Source organism: Methylobacterium adhaesivum, from assembly GCF_022179065.1.
Lineage (GTDB): Bacteria > Pseudomonadota > Alphaproteobacteria > Rhizobiales > Beijerinckiaceae > Methylobacterium > Methylobacterium adhaesivum.
This window is the reverse complement of record NZ_BPQD01000003.1, coordinates 251,078-274,002: the sequence shown is the minus strand read 5'-3', so window position 1 is coordinate 274,002 and position 22,925 is coordinate 251,078. Positions and strand designations below refer to the sequence as shown.

The window sequence follows — 22,925 nt, the reverse complement described above, 5'->3', positions numbered from 1 at the left end:
TAATTTCCAATGGCTTGATCGGAGCGAACGCATGCCCCCCTCCTAAGCGGCACAGGCAAGCTATTACATCCTAGAAGTTGCAGTATACAATGTCAAATTAACGACACTTGTTCATGAGCGGGCTTTTATCGGGACCATCAGAGGCGTCCGAACCAAAACCAAACAATCGCATGGAAATCGTATGAGTGCTGGCGGAGGGAGCGGGATTCGAACCCGCGATACCGTTTCCGGTATACACACTTTCCAGGCGTGCGCCTTCAACCACTCGGCCACCCCTCCAGCCCCCGGCATCGCGACCGACGGCGTCCGGGTGGTTGAACCGGAGAGCCTTTCTGGGTCGCCGCAACGCTGCGGGTGGCACGCTGTACTAGCGGAGTTCGCGGGGTGCAAGGCGCGATCGTGCGGTTCGTCGCGCGAATGTGACGATTCCCGGCGATGCGGCGCCCCTGTCACCCGGGAGGCACGCACCGCGCGCCGGGCCCCGCGCGGGCCATCCTCAGATTCGCCGTTTTCGCGAGCGACACGCCGGGGGCTCGGCGCGCGTCCCCGGGCCTGGAGCCGCACCCCGACCGTGATCCGCTTCGACAACGTCACCAAGATCTATCGGACGGACGGGCATCGCCGGACGATCCTCGAGCGCGTGTCGTTCACGCTGAAGCCCAACGTGAGCTACGGCATCCTGGGCATCAACGGGGCCGGCAAGTCGACGATGATGCGCCTTATCGCCGGCGTCGAGGCGCCGTCGCGGGGGCGGGTGCAGCGGACCATGCGGGTGTCGTGGCCCCTCGGCTTCGGCGGCGGCTTCCACCCGCAGATGACGGGGCGGGACAACGTCATCTTCGTCGCCCGCATCTACGGCGAGGACCCGAAGAGGGTGCTCGACTTCGTCGAGGATTTCTCCGAACTCGGCAGCTACCTCGACGTGCCGATCCGGACCTACTCCTCGGGCATGGGCTCGCGCCTCGCCTTCGGGATGAGCATGGCGATCCCGTTCGACACCTACCTCATCGACGAGGTGACGGCCGTGGGCGACGCCCGCTTCCAGAAGCGCTGCGAGGACGCCTTCGCGGCCCGGCGCGTCAATTCCAACGTCATCATGGTCTCCCACGGCATGGAGACGATCCGCACCTGGTGCCAGCAGGGCATCGTGCTCATCAACGGGCGCGCGATCCTGTACGAGGACGTCAACGACGCCATCGAGGTCTATCGCCGCCTCAATGCCTGACCGCCGGTTCGGACATGCTTTCGCCGTTCCGGTGTCGCATGGGGCGGGCACGGCGGATGGCGGCCGCCCGAACGGAACGAACGGCTGAAGGCACATGAGCGTCGAGATCCGCAATCCCACCGGCCAGCCCATCGCCACGGCCGACCGCACCACGGCCGACCGCTCGAACGCCGTCGCGGAGTCCCTGCGCCAGGTCGCCCGCGTCTCCCGCTTCGCCGACCGCAAGAAGGGCATCCGATCCTACCAGAGCCACGTCAAGTCGGATCCGGTCATCCCGATCCTGTTCGTCCTGTGCTTCGTGCTGCCGACATTGCTCGGGGGGATCTATTACGGGCTCATCGCCTCGGACCGCTACGTCACGGAGGCGCGCTTCGCCCTCCGGCCGGCCCTCGGCGCCTCGGACAAGGCTTCGTCGGATCAGGTCGGCACCACCAAGGGCGTCGTGTCCCAGATGGTGGCCCAGGACAGCCTGGTGACCCTGAACTACATCCACAGCCGCCCCCTCGTGGAGGTTCTGGAGAAGGAGCTTCCGTTGCGCGACATGTTCTCGCGGGACGGGATCGACGTGGCGTCCCGCTTCCGCCGCGACGAGCCCATCGAACGCTTCGTCCATTACTGGAACGAGCGGGTGACGACGAAGATCGAGAGCGGGTCCGGCATCATCACCCTCACGGTCAACGCGTTCGATCCGGCCGAATCCCTGGCGCTCACCCAGGCGATCCTCAAGGAGAGCGAGCGCATGGTGAACGGCATCAGCAACCGCGCCCGCGAGGACGCCGTGGCCGAGAGCGCCCGCGAGCTGAAGCTCGCCGAGGAGCGGATGACCAAGGTCCGCCTCGCCATGGCGACCCTGCGCAACCGCGAGGGCGTGCTCGACGCCAAGAAAACCAACGACGCGAACCTGAAGGTGATCGGCGAGCTTCGCACCACGCGCATCAACCTCGCGGTGCAGCTCAACCTCGGCCAGCGCGACCTCGGGCCGGAATCGCGCCGCATCATCGACCTCAAGTCCCAGATCAAGGATCTCGACGAGGCCATCGCCCGGATCGAGAACCAATCGGCGAGCCAGGACCCGGAACAGCGCCGGGTCCTGGCCGACGCCCTCACCAAGTTCGAGGCCCTGGAGCAGGAGCGCGAGGAGGCCGAGAAGTACTTCGCCAAGGTGCTGTCCGCCTACGAGCGGGCGCGCATCATCGCCGCCCGGCAGGTGGAGTTCTTCAGCATGATCGTCCCGCCGGTGCAGGCGGAATCGGCCCAGCAGCCCCGCCGCCTCCTCATGATCAGCCTCATCGCCGCGGGGGCGGCCCTGCTGTTCGCCGGAGCCGTGGTCGCGCGCAAGCAGACCTCCTGAGTGTCTCTCCCGAAACGCCCGCCGCGCCGTCGTGATCGAGAGGCGAACGGCCCGTGTCCGGGCGTTTCGTCTGGCACTCGGATCTGGGTCGCGGCGGAACCGGAACTGCGGCATAAGCGGTCCCTGAATCGTTCCGAGGACCCACTTTGACCGTCACCCAGATCACCCACCACGACCTCGACGGCTATGGGGCCTCGACCATCGTCGGGCGCTTCGTGCCCGTCTCCCGCATCGTCCACGTGCCGCGCTACAGCGATGTCGGCCCCGTGGTCGAGGGTGAGCTGAAGCGCCTCGGCCGCACCCGCAAACCCGAGACCCTGATCCTCACGGATCTCGGCCTCGAACCCGTGGCGGTCACCTTCATCCGCAACTTCGCGGCGATGAACCGGGGCCGTCCGGAAGAGGAGCGCCACCGCCTCATCGTCCTCGACCACCACGCCTCCTCCATCGACCGCCTGCGCGAGCAGAACCTCGAGCCCGTGGCCGAGGCCGACGACCCGAGCGTGTCGCGGTTCGACCTCGACGACCCGGCCATCACCGTCCTCATCGACGAGGGCCGCTGCGCCACGAAGCTCGCCTATCACCGCCGCGCCCTCTACGCGCCGGAGGCCACGGAAGGCGACGCCGATCTCCTCGCCCTCGTGGAGGCGGTGGACGCCGTCGATCTCTGGCGCAAGGACCGGCCGACCTTCGCGGGCGGTCACGCCCTCGACGAGGTGTTCTGGGACAACGTCTCGAACCTCGTCCCCATCGGCCACGAATGGCACGACCGCTTCGTCAGCGACCTTTTGGTCGCTCTCGCCGCGCGCCTGCGCGAAGGGGCCTCGCCCGCCGAACTCGAAGCCGGGGTGGGGGGCATCCGCACCGCCATCGTGAACGGCTATCTCGCCGGCGACGCGACCGACGATCCCCGCCTCACCACCCGGATGCGTCTCGCCCGCGTGCTCGCCCGCTCGGACCTCTTCCAACCGCTTTCCGACGGCACCTACCTATCGTTCGGCCTCGATTCCGGCACGTTCCAGCGCGTCTCCGACCTCATCATGGATGCGGGCAAGGCCAAGCGCGTCCTCAACGTCCAGCGCACGGGAAACATGTCGTTCCGCTCCAACGACGAGACCGCGCTCGAGGGCGCCCGCCGGTTCCGCGGCGGCGGCCACAAGGACGCCGCCGGCGGCAAGCTGCCCACCGGCTCGGCCTTTTCGCTGGCCGACGCCATCGCCCAGGTGGAGCCGATCCTCAACCCGCCCCCGCCCGACCCGTCGAGCAGCCCCTTCGCCGCCCTGAAGGGCTGGAAGGGGTAGGCGTGCCACATAGAAGCGCCGGTTGATCGGTTCGGTTCGAGCGGGCGCGACGGACTTCCTCTCCTGGAAGAAGAGGGTTGGGGTGAGGTGTGTGACCTATTCGGACAATCCACACACCTCACCCTGTCCCTCTCCCTCCAGGAGAGGGGACCCGCGACATACAAACCGAAAGTAGAGTGATACTTTTCGCCGTTTGATCGCCCGTTCTCACGGACGACACCACTCTCCTCCGCGCCCCGTCACGGCCGGGGCAGCATCCGGTCGCTGATGATCCGGCGCTGGATCTCGCTCGTGCCCTCGAAGATCGTGGTCAGCCGGGCGTCGCGCCAGTAGCGCTCGACCCGGCGCTCGGTGGTGTAGCCGTTGCCGCCATGAAGCTGCATCGCCTGGTTGGTCACCCGCACGGCCATCTCGGTGGCGAGCAGCTTGACCATGGCCGATTCGCTCTCGGCCGCCTCGCCGGCATCGAGCAAGTGGGCCACCTGCTGCCAGAACGCACGGGCTTGCGTGACCTCGGCCGCCATGTCGGCCAGCGCGAAGCGCAGGGCCTGGAAGTCGCCGATGGGGTGGCCGAACTGCTCGCGCTCCTGAAGGTAGAGCTGGCAATCCTCCACCGCCGCCCGGGCGACGCCGACGGCGCGGGCCGCCGTGTGGACGCGGGCGATGTTGAGGCCGCGCTGCACCGAGGCGAAGCCGCCGGCATCGGCATCGGCACCCTGGTCGCCGTAGAGGCCGGTGAGACGGTCGCTCTCGGGCACGCGCACACGATCGAGGGCGAGCTCGAAGGTGAGGAAGCCGTGATAGCCGATCTTGTCGATGACCTGGCCCGTCATCCCCTCCGGGAAGGTGCCGGGCTGCTTCACCACGAGGAACGGCTCCAGGCCGGCGGAGCGCGATTCGCCGGGCTCCGGATCGCGGGTGCGGGCCAGGACCTCGACGAAATCGGCGGCCTGCGCGAAGCCGGCCCAGCGCTTGGTTCCAGTGAGCACCCAGGTGTCGCCCTCGCGCACCGCCCGCGTCTGGACCCCGGCGAGGTCCGAGCCGGCGGTGGGCTCCGACAGCGCGATGCTGCCGATCCATTCGCCGCGCGCCGAGCGGGCGAGCAGCTCGGCCCGGCGCCCGTCGTCGAGCACCTGGGTCCCGAGGCCCTGGCCGCGCGCCAGGATGCTGCCCACCGACAGCCACGCCCGCGCCAGCTCCTCCGAGACGAGGCAGTATTCGAACACCCCCAGGCCGAGGCCGCCATGCTCCTTCGGGATGGTGATGCCGAACCAGCCCTTCTGCGCCATGGCGTCGATCAGGGAGCGGGGCATCTCGGCCTTCCGCCGGTCGAGTTCGTCGGCGATGGGCATCACCACGTCGCGGGCGAAGGCGCGGGCCTCAGCCTGGAGGGCGGCGCGGGCGTCGGTGCGCCACGGGGTGGCGAGTTCGGGCGGGCGTGGCTCCTGCACCGCAGGGCGGGACTCTTGGCGATCCGGCGTCGGCATGGGGTCTCCCGTGATCGTTTCGCGGCGCCTTCGCGTGGCGCCTTGCCCCGCTTCTAGCATGACGGCGCTTTGGTGCCTCACTTGCCCGAGGATAGCGCCCCGGCCGATCCCGTGGCGGACGCCAGGGCGATTGACAGGCGCTGCTCCGGCGGGCTGTCTCCCGCCGTGCTGTTCACCCGCCTCTCCGACGACCTGTTCCGGCCCCTGGCCTCCCCGAGCCGCGCCTTCAACGCGGTGCTGCTGCTGCACCTGCACGCGCGGGTGTTCGGCGACACGGCAGAGCCCCTGCGCAAGACCGAATTGCTGGCCGCCATCGGCGATTTCTCCGCCGATTTCGCCCAGGGCGAGATCGCCGACGACGAGACCACACCCGTCGACCCCATCGAGCGCCGCTCGGCGGTCTACCGGCGCCTGCTCGATGCCGGCTGGCTGGTGGAACGGCGCGAGCGCTACGTACCGGTGGTGGATTTCGACCCCGAGGCCCGCATCCTCGTCGAGGAACTCGCCCGCCTCGACCGGGGCGAGACCCGCTCGTACGGCGGCGCCGTCCTGGACGTGCTGGGCAGCCTCGAGAGCGCCATCGCCAATCCGGCCGAGCGTTCGGAGGCCCTCGTCAACGCCGCCAAGGCCTCGCGGGCCTTCCTCAGCCACCTGCGGACGCTCGCCGGCTCCATGCGCAAGATCGAGGCGCGGATCCTGGCGCAGGAGGACCAGCGCGCCGCCTTCCGGCTGTATTTCGACGAGTTCGTCGCCCGCCACATCGTCAGCGACTACCGCACCCTCCACACCCGCCTCAACCCGTTCCGGTTCCGCTCCGGCATCGTGCGCGAGGCCGGCCGGGCGTTGCGCGATCCCCTGACCCTGCGGGCGCTGGCGGAAGCCGGCCTGCGCGAGGGCCGGGCGCCCGATATCGAGGCGGCCGAGCGGGCCGCGCGCGCGGATCTCGCCGAGATCCTGGCGATCTTCGAGGGCCTCGACCGCCACCTCGATGCCGTCGCCGACATCGTCGCGCGCCTGGAGCGGCGGATCGCGGCGGCCTTGCGCTACATGGATCACCGCGATTCCGACCGCATCGAGCGCACGGCCGCGGCGCTCCGCGCCGTCGCGGGCGCCGACGAGGCCATGACGGACGCGCCCGCCTCCGGCGTGTCGCTCCTGCGCCCGCCCATTGGGGCCGCCCAGCTCTACGCGCCGCGCCTGAAGCGCCCGCCCATGGATTTCGAGCCCCTGCCCGAGATCTTCCTCGACCCGGTGGTGGAGGCCTTCATCGCCGCCAAGGACGCGTTCCGGCACCGGGTCGCCGTCACCCCCGACCGGATGGCGGATTTCGTCGAGGCGCGGCTCGGGCGCAAGGGAAGCCTGCGGGGTTCGCAGATCCCTGTCACCGATGTCGACGCCTTCGTGGTGTTCCAGCGCCTGCGCGAACTCGACGTCCTGTTCGACGGCACCTTGCGCACGCGCTACCGGCTCTCGCGGGTCGAGGGCCGGGTCGCCAACGGCTGGCTCGACTGCCCGGATTTTCTGATCGAACGCAGCCGCTGACGTTTTGCGGCGCAATATTCGGCAGTTTCAAGACTGTCCCCTGCATTGCCGAGACTGCACTTGGCAGCGCGGATGACAGAGTTCATCCTGAAGCCGATCCGCCCGGGAAGGAATGCGGCGGCGTTGGGAGGTTCGCCATGGTGTCCGGCAAGTGCCTGATCAAATCCGCCTGGGTCGCCGTCGAGGTCGGGCGTGAGCGCAGCGAGCGCGTCCTCGTGGTGGAGACCTACATCGCGGTCAGCCCGCTGGAGCCGAACTACGACGCGGCGCGCTACGACAGCATCGTGGCCGAGGTCCGCCGGGTGTTGGCCGCCAACCCGTCCCTCGACCGGGCCTCGATCCTGAGCATGCACCGGGACACGAAGTGCCTTTCCCTGTTCCGCGCAGAGCCGGCCGCCGCCTGAACCGGGCGACACGCCCCTAGGATGTTTGGGAAAACACATCGGCCCGTCATTCCGGGGCGCCGTCAGGCGAACCCGGAATCCCGAGCCGCCAACGGAGCCAAGACTTATGGGACCTACGGGTCTGGATCCCGGGTTCCGCTGCGCGGCCCCGGGATGACGAAGCATCGAGGGTGTCCCCTGACCCCGCCGCGAGTGCGATTACCCTTGGCGCCGCGCGGCCTGGGCGGCTAGACACGGCGCCCCGTTCGCGTTCCGGACCGCCATCATGCTCGAACCCTTCCGCGCCATCGTCGACGGCGACGAGCCGCCGCCGCCCGGCGCCCGCGCGCCATCGGAGGAGGAGCTGACGCGCGCCCTGCAGGTGCTCTTGAAGAGCCAGTGCGTCTATTCCGGCACGCCCGGCATCGGCCGGACCTACGACCTCGCCCGGCATTACGCGCCGTTCTTTCAAGGATACTTCGCCTGCCTCGGCTATGCCTTCGAGGTGTCCCACCGCGACCAGATGGTGTTCCTGAAGGTGCCCCCGGACGGCGTGCGCCACGACGCGCAGTCCGAGCGCCTGCGCAAGGACGAGACCCTGGTGCTGCTGGCCCTGCGCCTCGCCTACGAGGAGGGTCTGCGCGACCACCGGGTGACCACCGAGGGCGTCGTGGAATGCACCACCGACGACATCGCCGAATCGATCCGCACCGCCACCCGCAGCGACCCGCCGGAGGAGACCCGCCTCCTCGAGATCCTACGGCTGTTCTCGCGAAAAGGCGCCCTGCGGCTGGGCGAGCGCGACAAGGCGGAAAAGCTCACGCCCCTGATGGTCCTGCCCGGCGTCGGTGTGCTGTCGCCGGACGCCTGGATGGAGCATGTCCGGGCCTGGGCCTCGGCCGGGGATGACGCCGCCTGATCCGCCCCCGGCGGCTTGCATCGCCCGGCGCGGGCGTCCATTCGAAGGCCGACGTTCCATGCCCTTGACGAGAATCACCCGGCCGCAGTGTATCGCCTCACCGACATCGCCCTCTCGAACTGGTACCTGATCCGGCGCGAACAGATCCGTATTCGCGGCGCGACGGCCCTCGTCGGGCCCACGGGCGCGGGCAAGTCGACGATCTTCGACGCCGTCGGCACGGTGCTGGCGGGCAACAACGCGAGCCGGCTGGCGCTCAACGCCTCGGCCTCGGGCCGGTCCGCCCGCACGGTGCGCGATTACTGCCTCGGCTGGATCAGCGACCCGGCCGAGGGCGGGCGCCCGACCCGCGAGGCCTGCGAGACCCTCATCGTCCTCGTGTTCGAGAACGAGGTCTCGGGCCGGGTCGTTTCCGTGGGGCTGGCGCTCGCCGCCCGCGCCGAGGACAGCCGCGAGACCACCCTGTCGCGCTTCGTCTGCACCGGCCACCGCTTCGAGGTCGCCGATTACGTCCGCGAGACGCCCGACGGGAGCTTCGTCGCGCCCTGGGCCGAGATCGCCAAAGACCTGCGCATCCGCTCCGAGACCTTCGAGGAGTTCCGCGCGTCCGGCGAGCGCTTCACGGCCGAAGTGCTGGGGTTGCTGCGCGAGGGCGCGCCGGTGCCGGAGCCCCGCCACTTCCTGCGCACCTTCTCCAACGCCGTGGCGTTCAAGCCGATCTTCGATTCCTCGGCCTTCGTGCGCTCCTTCGTGCTCGAACCCGAGCCTTTGGATGTCGCCCGCATCCGGCAATCCGTGGAGAACTGGCGCCGCCTGCTGGAGACCATCGAGGAACTGGAGCGGCGGCTCGGTCATCTCGGCCGGATTCTCGCCCGCTACGAGGCCTGGGCGGAGGCGAGCCTGTCGGCGGCCCTCGACGAATTGCGGGCGGCGAGCGCGGACCTGCGCCGCCGCATCGTCGACTATACGGGCGCCCGTGCCGGCCTAACTGAGGTCGCCGAGCGCCTGCGCATCGCCCGGGAGAGCTTGGCGACGAGCCAGGGCTTCGTGCGCGACATCGACGGCGAGATCGCCGAGAAGAAGGCGCTGATGGCCGGCACCCTGGCGCAGGGGCGGCTGGCGGCCTCCGATGCCGGCCTCGCCATGCTGACCCGCGACCGGCGCGACCTCGCGCTCCGGGTCGCGGGACTCGTCGGCCTGATCCAGGACGTGGCGCGCCTCTCGGCGGTGATCGGCGAGATCCGCCGCATCGATCCCGGCGCGGCCCGCTTCGTCGAGGCCTGTGCCCGCGCCGGGCTGCGCCGGGAGGCGCCGCCCGAGGAGATCCTGCGCGCCGACGGCCCCCTCGGCGCCCTGGTGGCGGGGCTGCAGGGCCTGCCCGACATCGCCGGCCCCCTCGACACGGCGGCCGAGGACATGGCCCTGCGGGCGCGGGCCGCCGAGACGGAGGCGCACGCCCTGTCGGCCCCCTTCGCCGGGGGCGGAACGTCGAAGGCGCCCCGCCTGTCGTCGGACGTGGCGGCCTTCCGCGACGAACTCGCCCGCCTCGACATCGAAGCCGTGCCGATCTGCGAACTCGCCGAGATCGTCGAGCCGAAATGGGGCATGGCCCTCGAAGGCTTGCTCGGCGGCGCCCGCGAGGCCCTGGTGGTGCAGCCCGACCAGTTGAACCAAGCCTTCGCCCACCTGGAGGCCCGCAAGGCGCAGTTCTACCGCTGTCTGCTGGTCAAGACGACGGACACGGCGCGTCGCCGCGGCGGACGCTACGACGACGGCCCGCTGGCGATGATCGAGACTCGCGACCCCCACGCCGAGGCGTTCCTCGCCGCACGGCTCGGCGGCTACGACCTCGCGCCCGACGACGCCGCCCTGTCGCGCATGAGCCGCGCCGTGGCGCCGAGCGGGCGCTCCACCTCCGGCATGGCCTATTCCGTGGTGCGCCCGGTCCAGCTCATGATGACGCGGGGCAGCCGCGGCCCGACCCAGGAGGGCCGCGAGGCCATGGAGCGCGCGGTGGCCGAGGCCCGGCGCCTGCGCGGCGAGGCCGGGGTGCTGCGCGAGGCCGCCCGCATCGCCGCCGGTCTAAAAGCCCGCCTCGCCGAAGGCGCCATCGATCTTCCCGCCCTGCGGGCCGAATGCGACGGCCTCGAGGGCCGCCGTCGCAGCCTCGCCACCGAGCGGGACTCCGTCGAGAAGGCCGATACGGGCGCCTTGGAAGCCGAACTCAAGGAACTCGCCAAGGAGCGTTCGGCCTATCTCACCGAACTCGTGCAGGTGCTGGAGCCCAAACGCGACGCTTTGCTCGGCGAGGAGGCGGGCCTGAAGGCGAAGGTGGCCTCCTCCCGCGAGGCGGCCCGCGCGGCCCTGGCCGCCCGGCGCGTGGCCCATGCCCGCTGGGTCGGCGGCGACACCGTGCGCATCCGGCTGGTGCGCCCGGAGGGCTTCGACCCGCGCGCCGTGGCGAAAGCCAGGGCCGACCTCGCCGGCCTCGACGCCAAGGACCTCGCCGCCGCCGCGAGCGCGGCCCGCAGCGCCGCGCGGGAGGCGAGCGAGACCGCCCGCACCCAGGGCCGCACCGCCGAGCGCGATCTCGCCGAGTATTGCGTGCAGTGGCGCATCGACAATCCGCTCGGGCGCGGCGACGCCCCGGCTTCGTTCGGCTACGGCTGGACCCGGCGCGCCTACGACGAGGTCGCGGGCCACGAACTCCGGCGCTACCGCGACCAGGCCGTGCGGGCGGAGGGCGAGATGCGCCGCCTGATGACCGAGGATCTGCTCACCCGCCTCGCCGACAAGTTCGAGCGGGTCCGCGCCCGTCTGGATGCCCTCAACGAGCGCCTGTCGAGCCAGACCTTCACGGGCCAGACCTACGCCTTCGAGGCCGCCGTCGACCGCCGCTACGCCGCCGTCCATGCCCTGGCGACGGAGGTGGCGCGCTCGCCCGACGCCGCGCAGGCGGTCCTGCCGGGGCAGGGCGAGACGGCGGAGGGTCCGCTCTCGGCGGCCATCGAGGAGATCTCGGCCCTCATCGCCGGGGAGGAGAGCGCGGCACGGCTCGCCGATTACCGCAACTACTTCGTCTACGAGATCGGCATGCGGGACGCGGCCGGCAACCGCACCACCATGTCGAACCGGGCGCTGCGCGGGTCCGGCGGCGAGGCGCAGGCCCCGTTCTACGTCGCCATCGCGGCGTCCCTGGCCTCGGCCTACTATCCCGGCGACCGACCCGGCGACGAGAATCCGGGTCTGGGCCTCTGCCTCCTCGACGAGGCGTTCTCGAAGCTCGACGTGCGCAACTCCCAGGCGCTGGTCGACCTCTATCAGGCCTGGGGCCTGCAGCTCCTCATCGCCGCCCCGGAGGACAAGCGCACGACGCTCACCGAGGTGATGGACACCATCGTCACCGTCTACAAGAGCCCGGACCTGAAGGGGGTCCGCATCGAGTCGGAGCACCCCCTGGAGGCGGCCAAGCGCGCGCTCGCCGCCATCAATCCGGAACGCCAGGGCATCGAGGGGTTTCGCCTGCCCGACGCGGCGGCGTGAGGGGCTGCGGGCGAAGCCTGTTGCAAGCGCTCAGGAAGGGACGTTGAGCAGGAGGCTGTCCCGTCGGCGCGCCTTCCCTCTTCCCCACACGTGGCGACCGTCTTCAAGCATCTCGCGGGCAGCGCGGGCCCCCTCTCCTGGAAGGAGAGGGGACCTGTCGTGCTCTGCGCCGACCTGTCGAAGCTTGCGCAAGAGGTCGCAGCGAGATGCGTGAATTCGGAAGGCAAGCGGGGATCTCCGCCCTTCTCAAATCCCCGTCCCTCAAACGAAAACGGCCCGGACCTGAGGTCCGGGCCGCGCGATCACAGCATAGAAAAATCGCGAAACGATCAGGCGCGCTCGGCCAGCCGGCTGGCGCCGTAGCAGAGGCCGCCAGCGACGATGAACAGCACCACGAAGGTCTTCACGGTGGAATAGAACAGGGCCGGCTCGATGCCCGCATCCGTGTACAGCAGCAGGCCGATGGCGGCGATGGGCAGGAGCAGCAGGGTCAGGAGCGGGGTCAGCGGATTCATGGGGTCACTCAGCCTCAAGTCGGACCCGGCGCGCCGGCCCGTGGGATCGCGATTGCACCCTTTCCCTTAGCAGACCGGGGGGCGCGGCGCCAAGACCGAGTTCACGGCCGCGTCAGGCAGGAATCCGTACGGTGGCACGCACCCCCCCGAGGGGCGAATCGTGCAGGCTGACGTCGCCGCCATGCGCGCGGGCGATGTCGCGGGCGATGGAGAGGCCGAGCCCCGATCCGCCCGCGTCCTGGCGCGCGTCGTCGAGGCGCACGAACGGCTTGAACACCTCCTCGCGCTGGTCGGCGGGAATGCCGGGCCCGTCGTCGTCGATGGAGACGAGGAAGGCGCGGGCCTCGCGGCGCCCCACCACCGCGACGGTGTCGCCGTAGCGGGCGGCGTTGGCCGCGAGGTTGAACAGGCAGCGGCGGATGGCGTCGGGCCGCAGGGTCACGCTGGCCTCGCCGTCGATCTCGATGGCCTCCACATGGGCGCCGAGGCGCTCCACGTCCGTGCGCAGGTCCTCCAGCAGGGCGCGCATGTCGGTGGGCACCGCCGCCTCGCCGGAATCGCCCCGGGCGAAGGCGAGGTAGGCCTCCAGCATCCGGCTCATCTCGTCGACGTCGCGCTGCAGATCCTCAACATCCGCCGTCTGATCGATGAGGGCCAGGGTCAGCTTGAACCGGGTGATGATGGTGCGCAGGTCGTGGCTCACGCCGTTGAGCATGGTGGTGCGCTGTTCCATCGCCCGCTCGATGCGGCGCTTCATCTCGATGAAGGCGTGGCCGGCCTGGCGCACCTCGCGGGCGCCGCGCGGGCGGAACTCGATCTCGCGGCCCTTGCCGAAGCTCTCGGCCACGGCGGCGAGCCGCAGGATCGGCTTGATCTGATTGCGCAGGAACAGGATCGCGACGCCGAGCAGCACGAGGGACGAGCCGCTCATCCACAATAGGAAGATGTGCGAATTCGAGGCGTAGGCCATGCTGCGCCGCGCCGTCACCCGCATTACCCCGTCGGGGATCGCGACGCGGATCTCGATGAGACTCGAGCGGCCCACCGTGTCGATCCAGTACGGCCGGCGGATCTGGCGCTTGATCTCGTCGGACAGGACCTCGTCGAGGATCGAGAAGAACGGCCTCGGACCGGCGGGGGGGAGGGTGGCCCCTTTGAGGATGTCGAGGTCGAGGTTGAGCCGGGTCCCGGCGATGCGGGTCAGGGTCTCGGCGTCCTTGTCCTGCGGGTAGCTCTCGTAGACGTCGATGAGGGCGGCGACGTCCGCCGTGACGGCGGCCGACAGGCGCCGGGTCACGAGCTGCCAGTGCCGCTCCATGAAGGTGTAGGCGATGACCGATTGCAGCAGCACCACGGGCGCGATGATAATGATGAGCGAGCGCGCGTAGAGGCCCTTGGGCAGCACGTCGCCGATGGCGCGGCTGAGGAGCCGCCACAGGCGGCGCGGCGGCGGCAGGCGCGCCAGGGCCGCGAGCACGCGGTTCGGGAGGGGCGCCCGCGGCACGGGGCGTCAGTCGACGGCGAGGCGATACCCGACGCCCCGCACCGTCTGCAGGAACAGGGGGTTGGCCGGATCGACCTCGGTCTTGCGGCGCAGGCGGTTGATCTGGACGTCGATGCTGCGCTCGCCGGCCAGTCCGCCGGCGCCGGCGAGCGCCTCGCGCTCGACGTTGGCGCCGCCGGCCTGGGCCAGCACGGTGAGGATCTCGCGCTCGCGCTCGGTGATGCGGATGGTCTCGTCGTCGCGGCGGAGTTCCCCCCGGTCGATGCGGTAGGAGAACGGCCCGAAGGTCACGGTTTCGAGGCCGGGCTCGCGGGGGGGCGTCCCCTCGGTGCGCCGCTTGATGATGTTGTTGAGCCGCAGGATGAGTTCGCGCGGCTCGAAGGGTTTCGGCAGGTAGTCGTCGGCGCCGATCTCGAGGCCCATCACCCGGTCGTTGGGGTTGGAGCGGGCGGTGAGCATGAGGATCGGGACCCGCGAGGTCTCGCGGACCTGCCGGGCATAGTCGAACCCGGTCTCGCCCGGCATCATCACGTCGAGGACGAGGGCGTCGAACACGAAGCACTGCGCCTTGCTGCGCGCCTCGGCGACGTTGGCGGCGGCGGTAACGCGAAACCCCTGCTCGTAGAGGAAGCGGGTGAGGAGTTCGCGCACCCGCCGGTCGTCGTCGACCACGAGGATGTGGGGGGCATGGTCGGGCAGCTCGACGCTCGCCTTCAGGCCGGGCAGGGTCATCGGGCGACGCTCCGGGCGCGGCGGGCCATGAGGCGGCGCACGGCCGCGCGCTCCTCGGGCTCGATCATGGCCAGCAGGAAGTTCTGGGCCGAGATGGCCCCGCCGTCCAGGCCTCCCTCCGCCGGCACGGCCGCCGGATCGGCGAGCGCCCGCGTCACCCGGTGGGTCTGCACGCGGATGAGGTCTCCGGCCAAAGCCGTGCCCCGGTCGGTGCAGAACAGCAGCCGCTGGCGCCGGTCGCTCGTCCCGGTCTTCTGCACGATGTAGTCCTGCTCGATGAGGTCCTTGAGCACCCGGTTGAGGCTCTGCTTCGTGATCCGCAGGATATCGAGGAGTTCGGCGATGGTCAGGCCCGGATAGCGGTCGACGAAGTGCAGCACCCGGTGATGCGCCCGGCCGAACCCGTATTGCGCCAGGATGCGGTCCGGGTCACCGACGAAATCGCGATAGGCGAAGAACAGGAGCTCGATGAGGTCGTCGCCGGGGCTCTGCCCGGCCGCGCCGGAGTGGTGGCCCGGTTCGGATGTTGCGCCGCCGGCCGTCTGGGTCGCGGGGAGGGTCACGCTGGAACCGGCCTCGTTTTATGTCAGTGTTGTTGACATATTTCAGGCGCATTGCTACCCGTCAAGCCTTCCGGTAGGGCCTCACGCCGCGTGGCATGCCCGGCCGCAAGATCTCCCCCCGAGATCTCCCACTCCCATAGACGCTGGCTTCGAGGGCAAGCCCGCGTGTCGAGGAAGCCCGCCATGTCCCTGATCCCGTTCGACGCGCGCGAGGGCAGCATCTGGTACGACGGCACGATGGTGCCGTGGAAGGACGCCAAGATCCACGTGCTCTCGCACGGCCTGCATTACGGCTCGTCGGTGTTCGAGGGCGAGCGGGCCTATGGCGGGCGCATCTTCAAGAGCCGCGAGCACGCCGAGCGGCTGCTGCGCTCGGCCGAGCTGCTCGATTTCAAGATCCCCTACACGGTCGACGAGATCGAGGCCGCCAAGGACCTCGTCCTCCGGACCAGCGGCCTCACCGACGCGTATCTGCGCCCGGTGGCGTGGCGGGGCTCGGAGATGATGGGCGTGGCGGCGCAGGGCAACACCATCCACCTCGCCATCGCGGCCTGGGAATGGCCGAGCTACTTCGACCCCGAGACCAAGATGAAGGGCATCCGCCTCGACATCGCCGATTACCGCCGCCCCGACCCGCGCACCGCTCCCTCCAGCTCGAAGGCGGCGGGCCTGTACATGATCTGCACGATCTCGAAGCACCGGGCCGAGAACAAGGGCTACGCCGACGCCCTCATGCTCGACTGGGAGGACAACGTCGCCGAGTGCACCGGCGCCAACGTGTTCTTCGTGGAGAACGGCGCGCTCCACACGCCGCTGGCCGACCGCTTCCTCAACGGCATCACTCGCCAGACGGTGATCGAGCTGGCCAAGCGCCGGGGCATCGCCGTGGTGGAGCGGCGCATCCTGCCGGCCGAGCTGGAAGGCTTCTCCGAGTGCTTCATCACCGGCTCCGCCGCCGAGGTGACGCCAGTCTCGGAGATCGGCCCCTACCGCTTCGTGCCCGCCACCCTGACCAAGACCCTCATGGACGATTACACCGCCGAGGTTCAGCCCAAGGCCGTGGCGGCCTGACGCACGTAAGGCCCGGTCCTTCGGGGCCGGGCCACCGGAACCGCAGCCTCGCCCCCGCGTTCGATCAGAACATTCCATGAACGCGAGGCGACCATGACCAAGGCTGCTCAGACGACCGTCGAGCCCGACGAGACCAATCCGAAGATCGACCCGAAGGACACGTCGAACCAGATCAAGGATCCGAGCGAGTGGACCACGGGCGGCGAGCCGATGACCGGCGCCCAGGCCTCGTACCTCAAGACCCTGTCCGAGCAGGCGAAGGACCCCGACGCGTTCTCGCCGGATCTCGACAAGGCGGAAGCCTCCCAGCGCATCGACGCCCTGCGCAAGGAGACCAAGCGCGACTGATTACGCCGGTTCGGGCTGGGACCACCGTGTGCGTTCTTCGGATCGACCCACGGTGGTCGTGGACGGCCGCATCATCGGCCTGGATGGTAAAGGTGCCCGAGGACGTTTGACGGACCGGAACGTCGAATGCCATTGCCTGGGAAGCGACCAGTATTCCGGGCCGTCGATTCGCCTCACCCCTCGGAAGTCCGCCCCTATCGAATCCGGAATGCCGAAGTCAGATACGGCGGGATTTCAGGCGTTCGGCAAGAACAGGTTCGAGGTTCGCTCAGAGCGTTCGGACGCGAGGGTGCAAGACAATCGAAGGCCGCGAGGCGCGACACGGGCGCCCCCTTCTTCACGCGAGTGGGATTTCATCGCTCTGCTCGGGCGGCATCCGTCTCCGACATCGTTGTCACGCTGCGATCGACGTCGCTCGTTCATGAGGTCTTGCTGCGCCGTCTCGGCACGTCGGCAATTCACATGACTGAACCGATTTAGAAGGTCTGTTTAAGCTCCCTGCAAGGTCCTAACGGTTAGCCTACGGAGGCTTCGACACCGGCGAAAAGGTTCATGAACGATGGCAGGCGGTCCGAGCGGCGGGAGTGACCGCTGCGCTTCACCTGCGCTTCAGGGCTTCCGGAGAAGTCTCCAGCGCTTCCTCGGAGCCGCAGACGGGTCCACGGCCATGGAATACGGCCTCATCGTGTCCATCATCACCCTCGGTATCGTCGTCTTCCTCCGCAGCTTCGGCGAAACGCTGAGCGGTTTCTTCCGAGCCGTCTCCACGGCGATGCTCGCATCCTGAACGGAGTTCGCGCGTGTAGGCGCGGGTCGCGCGACGAACAGTTTGCGAAACGCACCCCGTCACCAACGGCCTGACGGCGAGGAGCCTACCTCCCGGGCGTTCCGTCGACGCTCAGGCGACGAAGACCACCGTCACCGCCTCGCCTTGATCGACGCACCGCCCTGATCGGGCCCCGGCTCCTCGTTCTGCCAGAAGGTATCGAACAGGCGCTGCATCGCCTTGGCGTTCTCCTGCTGCACGTCGAGGCCGGACTGGAACATCTGCTGGAACAGGTCGAACGGCACAGCGTCGGTCTGGGCGGCGGCCGTCTTGGTGGAGGCGGGCAGGGGCTTCAGTCGCGCGGCCTGGCGCGGCGGCGGGGATTTCGGCGCCGGGGCCGCGGGTGCCAGACCGCCCGCGGTGAGGAACGCGTTCACCATGTCGTTCCAGTAGGGATGGGGTGGGAATCCGAACGTGTTCGGGGCCGGCGCCGGCGCGGGCTGCGGCGACTGGTTGATCATCACGTGGACGATGCCGGCCACGATCATGCCCGCCATGATCGGCAGCATCTGCTTCAGGATCGGCGTGGCGATGCCGCTGGCGCCCGCCGCCTGCTGCAGCACCGCCTGGCTCAGGTTCGGCGAGCCGAACAGCTGGCGGACCAGCAGGTCCATCTGCGGCGAGGCGAAGGGACGGGAGGCCGCCGCGCCGGCGCCGGCGAGGCTGAACAGCTGCGCGAAGCCCGTCGGGTCGTTGGCGGCGTTGCGCTGCAGTCCCATGGTGAAGGCGGGCAGGAGCGCCTCCATGGCGCGACGGGTCTGGTCCTGCGACAGGCCGAATTGCTGTCCGAAGCCCTGAGCGCCCGGACCGGCCTGCGCCTGGAGGATATCGAACAGATTGAACATGATGGGCCTCGTGAACGGACCGAGGGCGCCGGTCGGCATTCCCTGGTCAGCGTGATGAAGTTTGTCGCATCGGCGGTTGACTTACCAGCCCGTCACGGACGATGCCCCCCGCCGCAACCGGGAATGCCCGCCCGGATCGCGACTTTTCGCGATATCCGTTCCCTTTCAACCGCAAGGCGGTCCCGATGCGTTTCCCCGCGCCCCTCATTCCCGCGCGCCTCGTGCGGCGCTACAAGCGCTTTCTCGCCGATATGGAACTCGCGGACGGCCGCCTCGTCACGGCGCACTGCGCCAATCCGGGGGCGATGCTCGGCCTGCTGGCGCCCGGTGCCCGCACCCTGCTCTCCGCCTCCACGAACCCTGCGCGAAAACTCGGGTTCTCCTGGGAGCTGGTGGAGGCCGACCTGCCCGGCGGCCCGCAATGGGTCGGCATCGACACCCAGCGCCCCAACGCCCTCGTGGCCGAGGCCTTCGCGGCCGGCTCCCTGCCGGCCCTCGCCCCCTACACGCGCCTGAGGCCGGAGGTGCGCTACGCCAAGGCGAGCCGGGTCGATTTCCTGGCCGAGGGGGAGGGGCAGGGGCCCTGCCATGTCGAGGTGAAGAACTGCCATCTCATGCGGGAGGCCGGCCTCGCCGAGTTCCCCGATTGCACGGCGGCCCGCAGCGCCCGGCACATGGCCGACCTCGCCGAGGTGGTGGCGGGTGGCGGCCGGGCGATCCTCATCGTCGTCGTGCAGATGCAGGCCGACCGCTTCGACGTCGCCCGCGACCTCGACCCGGCCTTCGACGCCGCCTACCAGGCCGCCCGCGCGGCCGGCGTCTCGGTCCACGCCCATCGCTGCCGGGTCGACCCGGAGGGCGTCACGCTGGGGGAGGCGATCCCGGTGGTGTGAATGGGATTTCCGAAGGGATCATCCCTTCCGCGGGTGTCGGGCAGCGTCCGACGATGCTCCCGGCTTCAGGTCGCCCGCTCGAAAACGAGGTTGAGACGCGTCCGGGCGAGGAGACGGTAACCGTGCGCCTCCAGCAGGCCGGAGAGGTCGATCTGCCATTGGGCGGTGCCGTTCTCCACCAGAAGCAGGCGCGGATGGAGTTCGGCCGGAGCCTCGCGGAAGAACGGTTCGAGGATCAGGTCTTCGGCGCCCTCGACGTCGAGCTTGATCGCGTCGATGCGGGTGATGCCCTCGCCGCGGGCGAGATCCAGGAGGGTGACGGCCGGCACCCGGATCTGCGCGCCTTCGTTGGTGCCGACGATCTTCAGGCTCGATTCGCCCCGGTTGCGCGGATCGACGAACAGGGTGAGCTCGCCGGCCTTGTCGGCCACCGCGCAGGCCACGGCCTTCACCGTCCCGAACGGGTTCTGGCCGATGTTGTAGGTCAGCCGGTCGAACACGTCGGGTTGGGGCTCGACGGCGAGGATGCGGGCGCGCGGCCCCGCGAAGGCCGCCACGAACAGGGCGTAGGCGCCGATATTGGCGCCGATGTCGAGGAAGGTGCAGCCGGGCGCCAGACGCGCACGCAGGAGTTCGCGCTCCTCCGGATCGAAGAATTGCGGCGTGAACAGCACCTTCTTCTCGCAGTTGTTGTTGTACGGGTAGAGCCGCATCCGGGCGCCGTAGCGCTCCACGTCGAGGGGGCGCCCGCGCAGGAGGCCGATGCCGATGCGGCGCAGGAACAGGGCGAGGCGCCGGGCGGCCCAGCTTCGGTACGGAAGTCGGCTCGTGCGCGCGGCGATGCGCGCGACGAGGCCGGTGGGGGCGTGAGCGCCGTAGGGCTGGGTGTCCTTCATCGCGACGGGTGATGCCAGTCCGATCCGGCCGGGGCAAGCATCCGGCCGGCCCCGAGGGCTTTCCTCGGGCGCCGACGCGGACCACAAGAGCGTTCACCCCGCCCGATCGAGCCCTCCGAGCCCCCCATGCAGACCTTCCTCTCCGACGGAATCGGCATCGCCTACCTCGACACGCCCGCCGAAGGCGGCGCCGGCGATCCGATCCTGCTGATCCACGGCTTCGCCTCGAACCATGCGGTGAACTGGGTCAACACCCAGTGGGTGAAGACCCTGGCGAAGGCCGGGCGTCGGGTGATCGCCCTCGACAACCGCGGCCACGGGCAGAGCCAGAAGCTCTATGATCCGGAGGCCTACGGCTCCGACCTCATGGCCCGCGACGCGGCCCGGCTCCTCGACCACCTCGGCATCGAACGGGCCGACATCATGGGCTATTCCATGGGGGCGCGCATCGCCGCCTACCTCGCCCTCGACGACGCGCCCCGCGTGCGCTCCCTCCTGCTCGGCGGCCTCGGCCTCCACCTCGTGGAGGGCAGGGGCCTGCCGGAGGGCATCGCCGAGGCCCTCGAGGCCGAGCCCGGCGCCCCGGCTCCGAACCCCACGGCCGCCGCCTTCCGCACCTTCGCGGAGCAGACGAAGAGCGATCTCAGGGCGCTCGCCGCCTGCATGCGCGGCTCGCGCCAGACCCTGTCGCGGGCCGAGGTCGCCCAGATCGAGGTGCCGACCCTCGTCACCGTGGGCACCCTCGACACCGTCTCGGGTTCCGGCCCGGCCCTCGTGGCGCTGATGCCCAACGCCAAATCCCTCGAACTGCCCAACCGCGACCACAGCACGGCGGTGGGCGACCGGGCGCATCGCACGGGCGTCCTCGCCTTCCTCGACGAACGGCCGTGATGGGGCCTTCGACGAAACGCCCGCAAAGCAGCCGCTTATGTCTCCGGTTGGTCACCTCAGATTGAACGGTCGCAACGAGGCCCCCTCTCCTGGAAGGAGAGGGTTGGGGTGAGGTGTGCGAACTCTCCGAAAAGGTCACACACCTCACCCTGTCCCTCTCCTTCCAGGAGAGGGGACCCGCGCTCGTCAAGGACCGGATCATCACCTAAGGACTGCATGAGAAACCGGCGGACCTCGGGTCTATGGCGAAATGCGCTCAGCTCTTCAGCCGATAGCCCGTCCGAAAAATCCAGGTGACGCCGATGAGGCACAGGACGAGGAACGCCAGCGCCATGGCGAGGCTGACGCCGATGCTCACGTCCGAATGGCCGAAGAACGCCCAGCGGAACCCGCTGATGAGGTAGACCACGGGGTTGGCCAGACTCAGCGCCCGCCAGACCGGCGGCAGCATGTCGATGGAGTAGAAGCTGCCGCCCAGGAAGGTCAGCGGCGTGATCACGAGGAGCGGCACGAGCTGCAGCCGCTCGAATCCGTCCGCCCACAGGCCGATGAGGAAGCCGAACAGACTGAACGTCACCGCCGTCAGCACAAGGAAGCCCACCATCACGAACGGATGTTCGATCCGAAGCGGCACGAACAGCGTTGCGGTGGCGAGGATGATGAGCGCAATGAGGATCGCCTTCGAGGCCGCCGCGCCGACATATCCCAGGACGATCTCCAGGGGCGAGACCGGCGCCGACAGAATCTCGTAGATCGTGCCGGCAAAGCGCGGGAAGTAGATGCCGAACGAGGCGTTGGCGATGCTCTGCGTCAGGAGCGACAGCATCATCAGGCCCGGCACGATGAAGGCGCCGTAGGGCACGCCCTCGACGGAGGTCATGCGCGAGCCGATGGCCGCGCCGAACACCACGAAGTAGAGCGAGGTCGCGATGACCGGGGCGACGATGCTCTGCAGCGCCGTGCGCCAGAACCGAGCCATCTCGAAACGGTAGAGGGCGCGGACCGCGTACCAGTTCATGCCCGTTCCTTCACGAGATCGACGAAGATGTCCTCGAGGGACGATTGGCTGGTGTGGAGGTCGTGAAAGCCGATGCCGGCGGCGCCGAGATCGGCGAGGAGGCCTGTGAGCCCCGCCTCGCCCTTGGTGTCGTAGGTGTAGACGAGCTCGCGCCCGCCCGGCGCCAGGGCGAGGCTGTGGCCCGCGAGGGCCGGGGGCAGGGCGGCTAGGGGGGCATCGAGCTGCAGGGTGAGCTGCTTGCGCCCGAGCTTGCGCATGAGCTCGGCCTTGTCCTCCACGAGGATGATCTCACCGTTGCGGATCACCCCCACCCGGTCGGCCATCTCCTCAGCCTCGTCGATGTAGTGGGTGGTGAGGATGATGGTGACGCCCCCGTCGCGCAGTTTGCGCACGAGGCGCCACATGTCCTGGCGCAGCGCCACGTCGACCCCGGCCGTGGGCTCGTCGAGGAACAGGATGCGCGGCTCGTGGGCCAGCGCCTTGGCGATGAGCACGCGCCGCTTCATGCCCCCCGACAGGGTCATGATCCGGCTGTCGCGCTTGTCCCACAGGGACAGGTCGCGCAGGACCCGCTCGATATGGGCCGGATCGGGCGGCAACCCGAACAGGCCGCGGCTGAATCCCGTGGTGGCCCAGACGGTCTCGAAGGCGTCGGTGGTGAGTTCCTGCGGCACCAGACCGATGGCTTTGCGCGCGGCCTTGTAGTCCTTCTGGATGCAATGGCCGTCGACGCGGACACTGCCAGCGCTCGCCGTGACGATGCCGCAGACGATGGAGATCAGCGTCGTCTTGCCGGCCCCGTTGGGGCCGAGCAGCGCAAAGATCTCGCCCTTGTCGATGTCGAGGGAAATGTTCTTCAGGGCGTTGTGGCCCGAGGCGTAGACCTTGGACAGGCTGGCAATCGAGATGATCGGCGGCATCAGGTCTCCGCTGGGGCGCTCGAGGCGAGTGAAGTCGGGGTGCGGGCCCTGGGAACCCTCTCGTCAGGGTCTCGGACCGATCTAGCAAGTAAGGCGGGTCCCCTCTCCTGGAAGGAGAGGGAGTCTGTCGCGCTCGACGCCCAGGCGGGAGG

General features: G+C 69.5%; 21 protein-coding genes and 1 tRNA gene. 12 read left to right on the top strand and 10 right to left on the bottom strand.

Annotation, left to right across the window (positions count from 1 at the left end):
* Positions 1–189: 189 nt before the first annotated feature.
* Positions 190–279, bottom strand: a tRNA-Ser gene (locus MFF01_RS05040).
* 292 nt (positions 280–571) lie between these two features.
* Here MFF01_RS05040 and MFF01_RS05035 point away from each other — a divergent pair.
* The 3 genes from MFF01_RS05035 (at position 572) to MFF01_RS05025 (ending at position 3,877) form a co-directional block, all read left to right on the top strand.
* Complete coding sequence (locus MFF01_RS05035; protein WP_238222597.1) at positions 572–1,225, top strand: ABC transporter ATP-binding protein; 654 nt, start codon at positions 572–574, stop codon at positions 1,223–1,225.
* Between the two features lie 94 nt (positions 1,226–1,319).
* Positions 1,320–2,576, top strand: coding sequence for a KpsE/RkpR family capsule polysaccharide export protein (locus MFF01_RS05030; RefSeq protein WP_238222595.1), 1,257 nt, complete (start codon positions 1,320–1,322; stop codon positions 2,574–2,576).
* 146 nt (positions 2,577–2,722) lie between these two features.
* Entirely contained in the window at positions 2,723–3,877 is a 1,155-nt protein-coding gene (locus MFF01_RS05025) for a dimethylmenaquinone methyltransferase (RefSeq protein WP_238222593.1), read from the top strand.
* Between the two features lie 239 nt (positions 3,878–4,116).
* On the opposite strand, the gene MFF01_RS05020 is transcribed toward MFF01_RS05025, so the two are convergent.
* The gene (locus tag MFF01_RS05020; protein ID WP_238222591.1) at positions 4,117–5,364 is read right to left on the bottom strand and encodes an acyl-CoA dehydrogenase family protein; all 1,248 of its coding nucleotides are present in this window, start codon (positions 5,362–5,364) and stop codon (positions 4,117–4,119) included.
* A gap of 165 nt (positions 5,365–5,529) precedes the next feature.
* Between MFF01_RS05020 and MFF01_RS05015 the strand changes: the two genes are divergently transcribed.
* The 4 genes from MFF01_RS05015 to MFF01_RS05000 all read left to right on the top strand — a co-directional run bounded on the left by MFF01_RS05015 (position 5,530) and on the right by MFF01_RS05000 (position 11,751).
* Complete coding sequence (locus MFF01_RS05015) at positions 5,530–6,906, top strand: Wadjet anti-phage system protein JetA family protein (RefSeq protein WP_238223080.1); 1,377 nt, start codon at positions 5,530–5,532, stop codon at positions 6,904–6,906.
* A 137-nt stretch (positions 6,907–7,043) separates the two neighbouring features.
* Complete coding sequence (locus MFF01_RS05010) at positions 7,044–7,310, top strand: hypothetical protein (protein ID WP_238222582.1); 267 nt, start codon at positions 7,044–7,046, stop codon at positions 7,308–7,310.
* A 265-nt stretch (positions 7,311–7,575) separates the two neighbouring features.
* A complete protein-coding gene (locus tag MFF01_RS05005) occupies positions 7,576–8,208 on the top strand; it encodes a DUF4194 domain-containing protein (protein WP_238222580.1) in 633 nt (210 codons plus the stop codon).
* Positions 8,209–8,295: 87 nt separating this feature from the next.
* On the top strand, positions 8,296–11,751 hold the full coding sequence (locus MFF01_RS05000) for an SbcC/MukB-like Walker B domain-containing protein (protein ID WP_238222578.1): 3,456 nt from the start codon (positions 8,296–8,298) through the stop codon (positions 11,749–11,751).
* A 329-nt stretch (positions 11,752–12,080) separates the two neighbouring features.
* Here the strand turns inward: MFF01_RS05000 and MFF01_RS04995 are convergent, their stop codons facing one another.
* The 4 genes from MFF01_RS04995 to MFF01_RS04980 all read right to left on the bottom strand — a co-directional run bounded on the left by MFF01_RS04995 (position 12,081) and on the right by MFF01_RS04980 (position 15,065).
* Positions 12,081–12,266: a hypothetical protein gene (locus tag MFF01_RS04995; RefSeq protein WP_238222576.1), complete on the bottom strand. Its 186-nt coding sequence runs from the start codon at positions 12,264–12,266 to the stop codon at positions 12,081–12,083.
* Between the two features lie 112 nt (positions 12,267–12,378).
* Entirely contained in the window at positions 12,379–13,731 is a 1,353-nt protein-coding gene (locus MFF01_RS04990; protein ID WP_373319652.1) for an ATP-binding protein, read from the bottom strand.
* A gap of 45 nt (positions 13,732–13,776) precedes the next feature.
* Positions 13,777–14,502 (bottom strand): response regulator, encoded by a 726-nt coding sequence (locus MFF01_RS04985; protein WP_238222574.1) that lies wholly within the window; start codon positions 14,500–14,502, stop codon positions 13,777–13,779.
* The gene (locus MFF01_RS04980; RefSeq protein WP_373319635.1) at positions 14,499–15,065 is read right to left on the bottom strand and encodes a MarR family winged helix-turn-helix transcriptional regulator; all 567 of its coding nucleotides are present in this window, start codon (positions 15,063–15,065) and stop codon (positions 14,499–14,501) included. The genes MFF01_RS04985 and MFF01_RS04980 overlap by 4 nt, the downstream gene beginning before the upstream one ends.
* Positions 15,066–15,248: 183 nt before the next feature.
* On the opposite strand from MFF01_RS04980, the gene MFF01_RS04975 reads away from it, so the two are divergent.
* The 3 genes from MFF01_RS04975 to MFF01_RS22020 all read left to right on the top strand — a co-directional run bounded on the left by MFF01_RS04975 (position 15,249) and on the right by MFF01_RS22020 (position 17,271).
* A complete protein-coding gene (locus MFF01_RS04975) occupies positions 15,249–16,136 on the top strand; it encodes a branched-chain amino acid aminotransferase (protein ID WP_238222572.1) in 888 nt (295 codons plus the stop codon).
* Between the two features lie 93 nt (positions 16,137–16,229).
* On the top strand, positions 16,230–16,484 hold the full coding sequence (locus MFF01_RS04970; RefSeq protein WP_238222570.1) for a DUF3072 domain-containing protein: 255 nt from the start codon (positions 16,230–16,232) through the stop codon (positions 16,482–16,484).
* Between the two features lie 559 nt (positions 16,485–17,043).
* Positions 17,044–17,271 (top strand): Flp family type IVb pilin, encoded by a 228-nt coding sequence (locus MFF01_RS22020; protein WP_283207157.1) that lies wholly within the window; start codon positions 17,044–17,046, stop codon positions 17,269–17,271.
* 131 nt (positions 17,272–17,402) lie between these two features.
* Here MFF01_RS22020 and MFF01_RS04965 read toward each other — a convergent pair whose 3' ends face one another.
* The gene (locus MFF01_RS04965; protein ID WP_238222568.1) at positions 17,403–18,155 is read right to left on the bottom strand and encodes a DUF937 domain-containing protein; all 753 of its coding nucleotides are present in this window, start codon (positions 18,153–18,155) and stop codon (positions 17,403–17,405) included.
* A 185-nt stretch (positions 18,156–18,340) separates the two neighbouring features.
* On the opposite strand from MFF01_RS04965, the gene sfsA reads away from it, so the two are divergent.
* Positions 18,341–19,048: a DNA/RNA nuclease SfsA gene (sfsA, locus tag MFF01_RS04960; protein ID WP_238222567.1), complete on the top strand. Its 708-nt coding sequence runs from the start codon at positions 18,341–18,343 to the stop codon at positions 19,046–19,048.
* A 65-nt stretch (positions 19,049–19,113) separates the two neighbouring features.
* Here the strand turns inward: sfsA and MFF01_RS04955 are convergent, their stop codons facing one another.
* Entirely contained in the window at positions 19,114–19,944 is an 831-nt protein-coding gene (locus MFF01_RS04955) for an FkbM family methyltransferase (protein ID WP_238222566.1), read from the bottom strand.
* 126 nt (positions 19,945–20,070) lie between these two features.
* On the opposite strand from MFF01_RS04955, the gene MFF01_RS04950 reads away from it, so the two are divergent.
* The gene (locus MFF01_RS04950) at positions 20,071–20,835 is read left to right on the top strand and encodes an alpha/beta fold hydrolase (RefSeq protein WP_238222565.1); all 765 of its coding nucleotides are present in this window, start codon (positions 20,071–20,073) and stop codon (positions 20,833–20,835) included.
* Between the two features lie 256 nt (positions 20,836–21,091).
* Here the strand turns inward: MFF01_RS04950 and MFF01_RS04945 are convergent, their stop codons facing one another.
* Positions 21,092–21,853 (bottom strand): ABC transporter permease, encoded by a 762-nt coding sequence (locus MFF01_RS04945; RefSeq protein WP_238222564.1) that lies wholly within the window; start codon positions 21,851–21,853, stop codon positions 21,092–21,094.
* Entirely contained in the window at positions 21,850–22,773 is a 924-nt protein-coding gene (locus tag MFF01_RS04940; RefSeq protein ID WP_238222563.1) for an ABC transporter ATP-binding protein, read from the bottom strand. Before MFF01_RS04940 ends, MFF01_RS04945 begins: the two co-directional genes overlap by 4 nt.
* Positions 22,774–22,925: the final 152 nt, after the last annotated feature.

Coding starts and splice junctions, on each gene's coding strand:
- MFF01_RS05030 (WP_238222595.1), top strand. CDS start 1,320: ATGAGCGTCGAGATCCGCAATCCCACCGGCCAGCCCATCGCCACGGCC.
- MFF01_RS05020 (WP_238222591.1), bottom strand. CDS start 5,364: ATGCCGACGCCGGATCGCCAAGAGTCCCGCCCTGCGGTGCAGGAGCCA.
- MFF01_RS05010 (WP_238222582.1), top strand. CDS start 7,044: ATGGTGTCCGGCAAGTGCCTGATCAAATCCGCCTGGGTCGCCGTCGAG.
- MFF01_RS05005 (WP_238222580.1), top strand. CDS start 7,576: ATGCTCGAACCCTTCCGCGCCATCGTCGACGGCGACGAGCCGCCGCCG.
- MFF01_RS04995 (WP_238222576.1), bottom strand. CDS start 12,266: ATGAATCCGCTGACCCCGCTCCTGACCCTGCTGCTCCTGCCCATCGCC.
- MFF01_RS04985 (WP_238222574.1), bottom strand. CDS start 14,502: ATGACCCTGCCCGGCCTGAAGGCGAGCGTCGAGCTGCCCGACCATGCC.
- MFF01_RS04975 (WP_238222572.1), top strand. CDS start 15,249: ATGTCCCTGATCCCGTTCGACGCGCGCGAGGGCAGCATCTGGTACGAC.
- MFF01_RS04970 (WP_238222570.1), top strand. CDS start 16,230: ATGACCAAGGCTGCTCAGACGACCGTCGAGCCCGACGAGACCAATCCG.
- MFF01_RS22020 (WP_283207157.1), top strand. CDS start 17,044: ATGGCAGGCGGTCCGAGCGGCGGGAGTGACCGCTGCGCTTCACCTGCG.
- MFF01_RS04965 (WP_238222568.1), bottom strand. CDS start 18,155: ATGTTCAATCTGTTCGATATCCTCCAGGCGCAGGCCGGTCCGGGCGCT.
- sfsA (WP_238222567.1), top strand. CDS start 18,341: ATGCGTTTCCCCGCGCCCCTCATTCCCGCGCGCCTCGTGCGGCGCTAC.
- MFF01_RS04955 (WP_238222566.1), bottom strand. CDS start 19,944: ATGAAGGACACCCAGCCCTACGGCGCTCACGCCCCCACCGGCCTCGTC.
- MFF01_RS04950 (WP_238222565.1), top strand. CDS start 20,071: ATGCAGACCTTCCTCTCCGACGGAATCGGCATCGCCTACCTCGACACG.
- MFF01_RS04945 (WP_238222564.1), bottom strand. CDS start 21,853: ATGAACTGGTACGCGGTCCGCGCCCTCTACCGTTTCGAGATGGCTCGG.
- MFF01_RS04940 (WP_238222563.1), bottom strand. CDS start 22,773: ATGCCGCCGATCATCTCGATTGCCAGCCTGTCCAAGGTCTACGCCTCG.